Below are 12,369 nucleotides of genomic sequence, written 5' to 3'. Positions count from 1 at the left end.
TTGAGATAGAAGTTTTTTACTAGGTGCAACGCAAATCATAAAATCGCTTTACATTGCCCCCAAAGAGGGCATCATGATCGTCCTGGGACATGTAGGGTGGGAGAGCCTTCAACAAAACGTCATAAACCTCTTGGTAACTGCAAGTCGTTAAACAAACAGGCCAATCGCTCCCGAACATGATCCGATCTGTACCAAATACTTCTACGACATGGTGCACGTAGGGGACTAAGTCCTCCCAGCTCCAAGCTTGTTGGTTGGCCTCCGTGACCAGACCGGACAGCTTGCACATAACGTTAGGGTAGGCAGCCATTTCAGTCATTTGCATCTTCCACGGGTCTAAGGTCTTCTCTGCGATAAAAGGCTTGGCCGCATGGTCGATCACCGCCCTGAGGGTTGGAAAGACGCGTAACGCCTCCAACATATAGGGGAGATGGCGTGGCCTAAGCTGTAAATCAATCGGAAATTCATCCCTGACTACCAACTCCAAATTTGCCATGACCTGAGTCTGAATGATCCATTGGTCAGGTAAATCCTGCAGCATCGGTCGAAACCCAACAAAGCCTTGATGCTTGCGGAACTTGGCATATTGCTCTCCAAATTCCGGCGAAGCCAGATCCAGCCAGCCGACTACCCCGGCAATGCTGTCATACTTTTCATATAGTGCCAGCATGAATTCAGTTTCTTCCAGCGTGGGCGCAGCTTGCACTACAATCGTACGTTCGAAGCCATAACCTGCCAGTGTTTCATGCAGCTGCTCCGGCATATAGTCCGCATATAAAATTCCTTGTTCCGGAGTCAGCCAACCGTAGTCTCCACGCGCTGTTTTCCAATAATGCTGATGCGCATCGATTCTCATACTTCAACCCAACAGTATATCCGTATAGTAATAGTTAGGACCGGGTGATGTTGTGTCGCTAAGTGCAACCGGCAAGATATACATCTCAAGAGGAGAGCCCTCTCTGAAAGCTTCCACTTCAATTAAATGGCTTCCGGCTGATAAAGTTAACTCCACCGATTGTTGATCATGGGCACGATGATACGCCGGCATGAATTCCAACGTTTCTTTGCACTCAATCACAGTCTGTCCGTTCAACTTCAGCGTAACGGGACTATTCGCAGCTGCAATGAGTCGAACCTTGCGTTCGATCGGGTTGGTAAGTATCGTTTGTGCCCGGTACACACCGTCTGCCATCAAACCAACTGAATTTGACCCAAGACCCTTCTCCCATTCCACTCGGTTCCCTGGGACATAAATCTCTTTTCCCACACCGTCTTCTGGTCCCCAGACGGTCCATTTGGATGAGCTGACCAATGAGAAAGGCACTTTCTGAACAGCCCATACCGCATGATCATGACTTCGCGTCCAGTGAAAAGCAAGCTCATGACATGCGGCTGTAACCGTCCCAGCTAGGATTTCCGTGTCCCACTGGAAGAATTCGTCTGGCTGCAGGCTAATCTCAAGTGTTTTCGGTCCCTCCCATCCTGAAGGCAGCTCCAATGCAATTTTTCCATATAATGGGGTAAGCGATCGGTTCTTCAGCGTGAAATGCAGTACCTTCCTTTGACCCGCTCCAATGGCTGGGCCATCAGGTCCGAAGTCGATTAATAACTCAGCGTCCGGACAGCTTTGCGTTCCCTGAGGCAGCAAGTAAAGATTGGACGTTACCTTTCTCTCCCAAAGCTCCCTTATCGATTCATTCACTTCTCCTGCAGTCACCAATCGGTTCCAAGAAGTAGGAAGGTCGGGATGCACCAAAATCCCCGTATCCCAAGCGGCGAGAATCTGTTTGCCCATGCGGATCGTGCGGCGGGTCAGCTCATCCAAGTTCTTAGGCGCTGGGAATCCTTTGATTGGAGGACTGACAACGACTCGGTCACCAACCGGCTTCACCCATTTGGCAGGCAAGCCTTCCGGTCCAAGCAGCATTCCCAATATCGCACCCAGCGTTGCTGCGGTACAATCCGTATCGTAACCGCAGTTGACAGCTTTCAATATCGCGTCTTCAAAATCTTCACCAAACAACCATCCAAGGATCGTAAATGCAATATTTTGTGGAGCATCTGTGAAGTTGTCGCTGCCATGGTGCTCCAGAATGAGCAAGCGCGTTTCGGTCCAGCTCTTCCCTTCCTGATGCCAACGGAGCAGATCTTTCAGCGCTTTGGCGGTACGGCAATCCTCAGGAATATAGCTCATTCCAATCTCAATCAACCGATCCCGGTCTTTCTCAAAGAAAATAGCGCTTTCCAAAGCGGCAAAAAACATTTCACCATATACCCCTTCCCCTCCGGCATGGTCTACAATCGCATCCTGATACGCATAGTGGGCCGCAGTTTCCGGCGCTCCGGGTGCCGCCATTGCCCAAATTTCAGAACGAATAGGTGAGCCCATACAGTTGTTGAAAGGATTGTTGAACCAACCTGCAACCGGCGCGAGTAGACCTCTTCGCAGATTCGTCAGGGCATAACCGTATTCATCAAACGGGAAAAAGATATGCTCCAACCATTCTTGCCCGAGCTCGCGGGCGGTCAATCCCGGACCATACTGCTCCAATGCGTGCAGCCACACCAATTGCATATCCAAGTCATCGTTCTCTAGCGGACCGTCCGGCAGCTCCGGATAAAAGGTCAATTCAAGAAGCTCTTTCTTGCCTTCGACCGGTGCCCCAAGCGTCCCCCCGATATTTTTCCCTAGCCATCCTCCGTATACGATACGATAGTAGTCTTGTTCATTTAAAATACTTGTATTCATGTGAAAACCTCCGTTGGTTTGATATAATAGTGATGATTTTAGTATAGGAGCGGTTACTTTATAGTGCCATGCACATCGTTTTGTTTTCAAAAGAAAAAACATCGGGGGATGTCATGCCATGTACTACTCTCTTTCTCGATTATCTACGCTAGATGTCAAATGGGCGGATCTTTACGATGCAAATAACCTCCATTTCTTCGGCCAGCATCATAATCCACATTACGAACTAATCGTCATTGCCGACGGAACGGTACATTTGCAGACTGGCGAAGCGCGTATGAGCTTACAAGCTGGGGAGTCACTGCTTATGAGGCCTTGGGAGACACATTCCGGATGGAATTCCGATGAAAAACAGGGTCAATTTTTTTGGGTGCAATTTTCCTGTGATCCCTGCCTCAATGAATTCGTGCTGGATCGGGCATCCGAGCTTAATATTGTCCATGCCGAACGGACGGAGCTAAGAACCACGGATATCCTTCATGAGGATTTGCTTGTCGTCCCGCGTCAGTTTCGTTCCTTACAGCGGTATAAGCTGCTCGGCTTGTTTGAAGATCTGGTGGAGACAATGAAACAACCCAAGGGCTATTTTCGTTTTCATGCCACCTTATTGCTTGGTGAAATACTCCGGCTTATGGCGAGTGATTTTTTGAAGCAAAGTGATTTGGACACAGCTTTCCCCGCTTCATACCTCACATTCCGCAAGCTAGTCAATCATTTGAACAATTTTTACGATTCGGACATTTCCAAAGAAACGTTAGAGCGGTTGCTGGATCGAAAATACGAATATCTTTGTCAGGTGTTTAAAAAATATGCTGGAACGAACATCCACAACTACATCCACCAGCTTAAAACCCAACGTGCCAAACACCTGCTGCGCAGTACAGATAAAAGCGTTCAGGAGATTGCCAATGAAGTCGGATATCCAGATCCTTTTTACTTCAGCCGGATGTTTAAAAAGATCGAAGGCGTCGCACCTCAGCATTATCGGAATAAAGAACCGATGGGGTAGAAGTGACGGTTGAACTTGACGACTCCAACTACCGCAGTGCAAACGTTGCAGCCCGCATCTAATTGGATGCGGGCTGTTGTTTTTTCAAGATTCAAATAAAAGTATCGATTTGTACTACTCAAATACAACCGTCTCAGTCAAGCCCGTGTTCTGCGTTTTCTCCTGATAGGTGCCCAAGTAAGACATGCTAATACAACGATGGGGCTAGGGCCTGTATTCTGTGCCTTTTCCATGTATGTTCCTTCGTATGTCATGCTAAAGGTGTATGCTTTATCAGGCAAGTCCTCTCTTCTTCCAGAACCAGTTTTCATAACCCCCTAAGAGGAAGACCTAAATCCATTACTTTGTTTGCATATGCAATCCAATCCTTATTATCAGTATTTATTTCTATGGTTGGTAGGACAGATAGACTAGATTGTTTACGTAATTCTGATTGGGTTTGTATAAATTCATCTGCTGACTTTCTGATTTCTTCTCTTGTTTTATTCGTCCATTCGTGAGGTGTTCGACTTTGCATTCTTTCCTCTACGTTTTCAGAAGATACCGTTAATAATACACATTTAGCCCCAAGGTTGAGCATTTCATTTTCAAGCGATTCGATTTCATATGAAGATTCGCTGGGAAATGCCACTCTGTGATTCAAATGAAATCTTTCCAATATAAAAAATAAACCTCTCGAAGCCCGAGATGCATCTGGACCCAGATAAGTTGCCCATTCGTTTAATTGTCGTAACATGCTAACCCGTTCTTTCAATAGCTTAAGATGTTCATCACGATTTAAACGTTGAAACTCGCCATGAACATTGTTTAATACTTGGGAATAATGTTCACTAAGAACAATGATACTACGCTCCGATGATTCATCTTTTGCTTGAAGTAGCTTTAGAGCTTTTAAAACAGACGTTTTTCCAGCATTTGAATACCCCTCTAGAATAACTCCTCTTATGTGGCTCACTAAAAACCTCCAACTAACAATTATTTGAAATCATCATACCAAAGATTACTTCCCGTTACTTCAATAGAAAAAAGAAAAGTCCCCTGAACACCCACATAAACGGGGTATCCAGAGGACCAGAGCTCTAAGGTGAGCTCGTAAGACATGAGGCTAAATTACTCGTATTGCGCACGCAGAGTCTTGGCCAGACTATCTGCGATCTTCCAGATGTCGCCTGCGCCCATTGTAATAACAAGGTCACCAGGTGCGACGCGTCCAGTCAGATCAGCAAGCGCTTCTTCCTTGGTTGGGAAGTATGAGGTGTTGGCGTTGCTATTATGCAAGATGAGCTCCACCAGCTTCTTCGAATGGACGCCTTCGATCTGCAATTCACCAGCTGGCGAGTAGATGTCCGTAATGATGACCTCGTCGGCTTCCGTGAAAGCACGGCTGAATTGGTCAAGCAAAAAGAAAGTTCGGGAATAACGCTGCGGCTGGAACACGGCAATAATCCGTTTTCCAGTTGACTTGGCCGCGCTAATTGTTGCCTGAATCTCAGTTGGATGATGAGCGTAATCATCAATGATCAGAATATCGTTTACTTCGCCGAGCACCTGAAACCTGCGCTTCGCTCCACGAAAATCAACGATTGCGTCTGCTATTGAAGCAAACGGAATACCCGCTTCCAAGCATGTGATTACGGTTGCCATAGCATTCGATACATTATGCAGACCTGGTACTGACAATTGAATGCGACCTAGCAATTGGCCATGCTTAGTCACATTGAACGATACTTTCCGGTCGCCTAAAGTAATGTCTTCCGCCTTGTAACCAGCGTCGCTATTAATGGCATAGGTAAGAACTCCAGCGCTGCCAAGTGGCCCAGCTTCGAGCATAGGCAGCATTTCACGTATGTTTTCATCATCCGTGCAAACAATCGCTTTTCCGTCTTCCTTAACTTGACTTAAGAATTGGACATAAGCTGCTTTTAGTTTATTAAAATCACCATCATAGTTCTCGAGATGATCGGGTTCAATGTTTGTTACGATCGCTATCGCAGGGTGATATTGTAAAAAGGAGCCATCGCTTTCGTCTGCTTCAGCAACGACATATTCGCCTTTTCCCGCTTTCGCATTCGTTCCAACATTAACGATCTCTCCCCCAATAATATAGGTCGGATCAAGCTTGCAATTCTCCATAACGAGCGCAATCATCGACGAGGTTGTCGTTTTGCCATGCGCACCCGCTACGGCTACGCCTTTGGCGTTATTCATCAGCTGTGCCAGCATTTGGGCACGATGCAAAATAGGAATATTGAGCTCTTCTGCCGCTCTTCGTTCCACATTATCCCGGGACAATGCAGTTGAATAGACGACAAGATCGGCTCCTTTAACATGCTCTGGCTCATGACCAATGTAAATATGTGCTCCATTCGCAACGAGCTTCTCTGTAAGCTCCTGCCTGGCAACATCGGAACCGGTTACTTTATAGCCCATTTCTAGCATGACTCGCGCAATAGCGCTCATACCATAACCGCCGATCCCGATGAAATGAACGTGTTCTGCCGTTTTCAAAGACGGTTCACCACCCTTTTTCAGAATCCATCTTGTAGAGCAATTGGGAGCGGACATCCGCAATCAAATATAGCGTTCCTGTTACGACTGCCAAATCGGCATCGCTTGTCAACGTCTGAAGGCGAGAAAGTGCCTGCCTCCAATTGGGTTCAACGATAAGCTCAAAAGAATATCCATACTGCTCTTTTATTTCTTGAACAAGCTTAGCCAATGCCTCCGCGGGCATTGCTTTGCGAAAGTCGGCCTCGGTCACGACAAGCGTATCCACTAGAGGTAGTATATGCCGCAACGTGTCATGATGATTCTTATTCGCGAGCATCCCCATCATGAGATGCAGCCGCTCGTACTGATAGGTATCCTGAAGTGCAGCAGCAAGCGTTGCTGCGCCTTCTGGATTATGTGCGCCATCGACAAGAACCCGTGGCGATGTTGTAACCATCTCCAAGCGTCCAGGCCATGACGTATCTCTCAAACCTTCCTGCAGCGCTTCATCTTCAACAATCAACGCATAGTATTGACGTAGAATTTCTAATGTCATTACAGCAACAGCGGCATTCGTTCGCTGATGTGCGCCATTCATTGTTATTGTTAATGGCTCAATATCGCGGAATAATCCATTGAAACGAAAGATCTGTTCATTCTCACGAACATCCAGCGGTGTTTCGCTGAATTTCTCACCAAGTAAATAGAGCGAGCTGTTTGCCGCTTGGGCCGTAGACTTGATAATTGAGACCGCCTCAGGCTGGCTAACAGCACTTACCACTGGCATACCCGGTTTTATGATACCCGCTTTCTCGTGAGTGACTGCTTCGATCGTGTCACCGAGTATGTCCATATGATCGTGGCCGACATTCGTGATGACAGAAATGATCGGTGAAACGATGTTTGTTACATCCAATCGACCGCCAAGACCTGTCTCCCATACCACGAAATCGGGATAAGAGACTTTCGCAAAGTAAAGAATGGCAAGTGCTGTGGATACTTCGAACATAGAAGGTGAGCCTAGCTCGGTTTGAGCGATCGCCTCAACATGAGGCTTCAGCTCATTGCTCAGCTGAAGCAAGACCTCCTCAGGAATATCCGTTCCATTATACTGAAATCGATTCGTGAATTTAGTGATGTAAGGGGATGTGAATGTCCCCACATCATAACCACTGCGAATTAGAACGCTAGTTAAGTAAGCACAAACGGAACCTTTCCCATTCGTACCCGCTACATGAATGAACTTCAATCGGCGCTCAGGATTACCAAAGGCTTCAAGCAATAATTGTATCCGTTCCATGCCTGGACGAATGCCATAGACAACAAGCCCTGTAATCCAATCCCTTGCTTCCTCGTAGCTTGTAAGAGGAGCCTTACTTTCTATATGAAGATTGTCTATCATCGAATCTCGTCCTTCTTCCTTGTAAAGGCCCTTAACCACGAAGTTCAGCAATCCGTGCTTTGACCTTGTCACGTTTGTCCGCGTAATCTGCCATCTTAGCGCGTTCCTCATCAATGACCTTTGCAGGAGCCTTGGCAACGAATCCTTCATTAGCCAATTTCTTCTCTACACGTTCCACTTCACCGCTCAAATGAGCAATTTCTTTCTCTAATCTGGCAATTTCTTGATCAATATCAAGCAAACCAGCAAGTGGCAAATACAACTCCGCCCCCGTTACGATTGCTGTCATGGCTTTATCTGGAGCAGCTAATGAAAGGCTAATCTCCAAATTCGATGTTCCACAGAAACGGCTGATGAATTCTTCATTGCGGCTCAATATGGCAGCTTCCGTTTCACCGGAAGGTTTAATATTAAGCTCAACCTTCTTGCTCATCGGCACATTCACCTCAGCACGGATATTCCTTACCGAGCGGATAATCCCCATTAGTAGCTCCATTTCACGAAGGGCATCCGGTGCTTCGAACTTCTCCTCGTATTCCGGCCAAGCCGCAAGTGTAATACTATCACCTTCATGCGGCAAGTGTTGCCATATTTCCTCGCTGATAAACGGCATGAAAGGATGGATAAGACGCTGTGTCCGATCTAATACATAAGCGAGAACGGATTGCGTTGCTTTCTTAGCCTCGGCGTCCGTGCCGTATAAGTTCAGCTTCGCAAACTCAATGTACCAATCGCATAAGTCATCCCATATGAAAGTCGTCAATACGCGACCGGTTTCACCGAACTCATAAGCATCAATCAGACGCTTAACCTCACGCGATGTTTCATTCAGTCGGTGCAGAATCCATCGATCAGCTGTGCCTAGCTTCACATCGATATTAACATCCTCAATAGAAACGCCCTCTAAATTCATGAGCGCAAATCTCGAGGCATTCCATATTTTGTTCGCAAAGTTGCGCGCTTGTTCGACTTTCTCCCAGCGGAAACGCAAATCCTGGCCTGGCGTGCTGCTCGTCGAAATCATAAACCGCATGGCATCTGCGCCATATTTCTCAATAACCTCTAATGGATCAACGCCATTCCCGATTGATTTGGACATTTTCTGTCCATTTTCATCCCGAACGAGTCCATGCATGAGAACATCCTTAAATGGAATTTGTTCCGTAAACTCGAGAGCGGTGAATATCATTCGAGCAACCCAGAAATAAATAATATCATAACCTGTGACTAATACATCTGTCGGATAGAAACGCTTGAGATCATTGGTTTGCTCAGGCCAGCCAAGTGTTGAGAACGGCCATAAGGCCGAGCTAAACCACGTATCAAGCACATCCTCGTCCTGACGGATCGCTGTGCTTCCGCATTTATCACAAGTCTGCAAATCATCGCGACCGACATGCATATGACCACAGTCATCGCAGTACCATGCCGGAATTCGATGTCCCCACCAGAGCTGACGGGAGATACACCAATCGCGGACATTCTCAATCCACTGCAGATAGATCTTATCGAAACGATCCGGTACGAAATTTACTCCTTTACCCGAACGCTGCGCTTCAATAGCTACTTCAGCGAGCGGCTTCATGGAAACAAACCATTGGGTCGACAAGTAAGGCTCAACCACTGCCCCGCTTCGTTCACTATGACCAACCTGATGGACGTGATCTTCTATTTTGATGCATACTCCTTGCTCTTGAAGGTCTGCAACAATTTGTTTACGGCATACTGCACGATCAAGACCTTGATAAGGCCCGGCTTCATTGTTCATTACACCGCTTTCGTCCATGATGACAATTTGCGGCAAGTCATGACGAAGACCGACCTCGAAGTCATTCGGATCATGCGCAGGTGTTATTTTAACTGCTCCGGAACCAAATTCCTGCTCTACATATTCATCCCCAATAATCGGAATTTCACGTCCGACGATGGGAAGAATAAGCATCTGTCCGATTAGATGCTTATAACGCATATCCTCAGGATGAACGGCAACTGCCGTATCACCCAGCATGGTTTCAGGACGAGTTGTTGCAACCGTCATAAATCCACTGCCGTCTTTGAGTGGATACTGAAGATGATAGAGATGTCCATTCACTTCTTTATGCTCGACCTCAATATCAGAAAGAGCAGTTCGAGCGGCAGGATCCCAGTTAATAATCTTTTTGCCGCGATAGATGAGTCCCTTCTCATAGAGACGAACGAACACCTCACGAACGGCCTTCGATAACCCCTCATCGAGGGTGAAGCGTTCACGCGAGTAATCCAGCGAGAATCCCATCTTAGCCCATTGCTCATGAATCGTACCTGCATAAATTTCTTTCCATTCCCATACTTTTTCCACGAATTTCTCCCGCCCAAGATCATAACGGGTCAATCCTTCCTCGCGCAGCTTCTGCTCTACTTTCGTCTGCGTTGCGATTCCGGCATGGTCACTTCCGGGCAGCCAGAGCGTATCGAAGCCTTGCATCCTTTTCGCACGAATGAGAATGTCCTGTAAAGTGAAGTCCAGAGCATGACCAATATGCAGCATTCCAGTTACGTTCGGCGGCGGAATTACGATCGTATAGGTCTTGGCGGAAGGACGTTTACCGGCCTCAAAATACTTTCCTTCCATCCAATAGTCATACCACTTGGCTTCAGATGCCTTCGGGTCATATGTGGTTGGCATCTCAGTCGTCGGTTGTTTGTCAGACATGGCTTCTTACCTCCAATAAATTCATAAACCCTAATTTGGGGTTGTTTACTTAAGTTCGCTAGGTGTACATCCGTGCAAGGAGAAACGGCTGACGCCGTCCTTGGCAGCAAAACAAGTTTCTTCCCTCTGAAATATAGGCAAAGTATATGGAGAAAACTTATACTTTCTTATATTTTGAAAAAAAAATAAACCTTCCGCCCTTAAACAGCAAAGGACGAAAGGTTTTGCTTCCGCGGTACCACCTTTGTTTCGCTTAAGTCATGCTAAGCGACAACTCAAACAGATAACGGCTGTGGCCGGCTTGAACTAACGATAACATCGTTCATTCGAGCAACTCTGGGGTGACTTGTTGCAGCTAAACATCCTGCAGAACCTCTCAGCGCACCGGTTCCGCTCTCTGAAGGCATTGCTACTACTCTTCCCCTTCAACGTCTTTACTTGAAGTATAACCCTATATTTTCTATCATACACGTTCTTATTTGCCCGCGTCAATCCCAGCAGGCACTCCACTCTCTTTGAGGTCCTTTCCCCATGCAAAAGCCCCCTTAAGCTATTAATAAGCTTGAGAGGGCTCTGAATATTGCCATTATGGAATGTACAGTACTTGACCTTCCGATACGCTCTGATCCGACAATCGATTATAGAGAATAATTTCTCGCGGCTGCAGCTGATATCTTCCGGCAATAGTCTCTAGTGTTTCTTCGCGTTGGACAATACAAAGCTTTAGTTTACGGAAAGAATGATCATCGTTAGATCGACCATAGAATAGATTCTTCCACTCTATATCATCACCTGTAGATTTTCTTGCTTCCGCGGCAGCCTTCTCAGCCACTTGCTCCGCAGCGGCTCTTGCCTCCTGCTCTCTTCGGCTTGATTGGAGAAGAGAACGAAAGCCAATTCCGCCAGTCGACGGCGCCTTCTCTTCTTCGATACGCTTGCTTCCAAGTGCAACACGCATTTCTTTCCGTTCCAGCTCTGATTCTAAAGCAGGTGTTTCAACAGTCGCAGGCTCGACATCAATGGAAAAGGCAGCTTGTATAGGAGCCGGCTCTTCGATTCGATTGATGGACTCCTGGTCCTGGTCCTGCTCATTGAGGAGCTCCTCCGTGCTTCTGTTTGTTTCAGCATCAGCAACAAGATCGGGCTCGCGTTGAGCGAGTTCACTGTCAATGTCGAAAACTTCGCTTTCCGATCGTTCTTGTTCCTGAGGCTCCTGTTCCAATTGCTCTTGTGCGGACCACTCTTGTGCGGGCAAGTTAGACTCACGTTGAAGAGCATCCTTCCTCGCCTCAGCCAATAGCTGCTCTTCCCTGAGAAAGGCTGCACGAGCAATTGACTCACGCTGTAGAATCTCCTGCCGAGCTGCTTGCCTTTGAGCTTCAGCAAGCTGCGCTTCTTGCTCCCATTGCAAGGCTTGATGAGTTTGCGTCTCACGATGAGCTGCTTCTCGATTGAATGAATCACTGAACGACGGATACGATAATCCGCCATCAGTTTGTTCAGAGAGTTCGGTAAACTCCAGTTCATTCGAGGAATATTCATCCTCTTCCTGAGCCTCTTCTGACTCTCTCTGATTCTGTTCCTCTTCTTCCCTCTTGTGAACAACGATAAACGGCTCTTCACGCGGCCATTGTTCCTGCTCTCTAGGCTGATCGAGCTCAATGCCCAATAGCGATAATACCCCCGTGATATTGAGCGTTCGAGCGGACAGCAAATCGACATCGAAATTATCAATTTCCACCGAAACGTCGTCTAGACGTTGAACGCGATTCATCGGAAGCGTGATCTCTACAGGTATCCAATGCTCTAAGGCTTGTTCAGAATCTAATTCATTCTGAGCGCGATAAACCCCGGATAGAAGCAAATGACCTTTCAACAAAACCTGTTCGCCTTGCTGAACGATTTGAATACGGGGTACCAGTTCAATTTCTTCAAGCTCTTCGATTGCTGCCACATCATCAGGCAGATGAACGCGTTCATAAACATCAAATCGTAGACCGTTCGTTTGATTGGACACGCAGGTCGTC

The 12,369-nt window shown here is 46.9% G+C and carries 8 protein-coding genes and 1 other annotated feature; of the genes, 1 reads left to right on the top strand and 7 read right to left on the bottom strand.

Annotated elements, in window-relative coordinates; translation table 11 throughout:
- Positions 1-19 precede the first annotated feature (19 nt).
- Positions 20-856: an amidohydrolase family protein gene (locus EKN16_RS02730; RefSeq protein WP_125653596.1), complete on the bottom strand. Its 837-nt coding sequence runs from the start codon at positions 854-856 to the stop codon at positions 20-22.
- Positions 857-859: 3 nt separating this feature from the next.
- A complete protein-coding gene (locus EKN16_RS02725; RefSeq protein WP_164522650.1) occupies positions 860-2,749 on the bottom strand; it encodes an ADP-ribosylglycohydrolase family protein in 1,890 nt (629 codons plus the stop codon).
- A 118-nt stretch (positions 2,750-2,867) separates the two neighbouring features.
- Between EKN16_RS02725 and EKN16_RS02720 the strand changes: the two genes are divergently transcribed.
- On the top strand, positions 2,868-3,758 hold the full coding sequence (locus EKN16_RS02720; protein WP_125653594.1) for an AraC family transcriptional regulator: 891 nt from the start codon (positions 2,868-2,870) through the stop codon (positions 3,756-3,758).
- 307 nt (positions 3,759-4,065) lie between these two features.
- On the opposite strand, the gene EKN16_RS02715 is transcribed toward EKN16_RS02720, so the two are convergent.
- From EKN16_RS02715 to EKN16_RS02695, 5 genes are all read right to left on the bottom strand, one after another.
- Complete coding sequence (locus tag EKN16_RS02715) at positions 4,066-4,713, bottom strand: hypothetical protein (RefSeq protein ID WP_125653593.1); 648 nt, start codon at positions 4,711-4,713, stop codon at positions 4,066-4,068.
- Between the two features lie 155 nt (positions 4,714-4,868).
- A complete protein-coding gene (gene murC, locus EKN16_RS02710; RefSeq protein ID WP_179955587.1) occupies positions 4,869-6,266 on the bottom strand; it encodes a UDP-N-acetylmuramate--L-alanine ligase in 1,398 nt (465 codons plus the stop codon).
- A gap of 7 nt (positions 6,267-6,273) precedes the next feature.
- The gene (locus tag EKN16_RS02705) at positions 6,274-7,650 is read right to left on the bottom strand and encodes a bifunctional folylpolyglutamate synthase/dihydrofolate synthase (RefSeq protein ID WP_125653591.1); all 1,377 of its coding nucleotides are present in this window, start codon (positions 7,648-7,650) and stop codon (positions 6,274-6,276) included.
- Between the two features lie 31 nt (positions 7,651-7,681).
- Positions 7,682-10,342, bottom strand: a complete 2,661-nt coding sequence (locus tag EKN16_RS02700; RefSeq protein WP_125653590.1) for a valine--tRNA ligase — start codon at positions 10,340-10,342, stop codon at positions 7,682-7,684.
- Positions 10,343-10,549: 207 nt separating this feature from the next.
- Positions 10,550-10,780: a binding site (T-box leader), on the bottom strand.
- 148 nt (positions 10,781-10,928) lie between these two features.
- Positions 10,929-12,359 carry a LysM peptidoglycan-binding domain-containing protein gene (locus tag EKN16_RS02695; RefSeq protein ID WP_125653589.1) on the bottom strand — a complete coding sequence of 477 codons (1,431 nt, stop codon included), beginning with the start codon at positions 12,357-12,359 and terminating at the stop codon, positions 10,929-10,931.
- Between the last annotated feature and the right edge of the window lie 10 nt (positions 12,360-12,369).

This window comes from Paenibacillus baekrokdamisoli (assembly GCF_003945345.1).
Classification (GTDB): domain Bacteria; phylum Bacillota; class Bacilli; order Paenibacillales; family Paenibacillaceae; genus Paenibacillus_Z; species Paenibacillus_Z baekrokdamisoli.
Note: the sequence above shows the minus strand (reverse complement) of the source record. Positions and strands in the feature narration are given on the sequence as shown.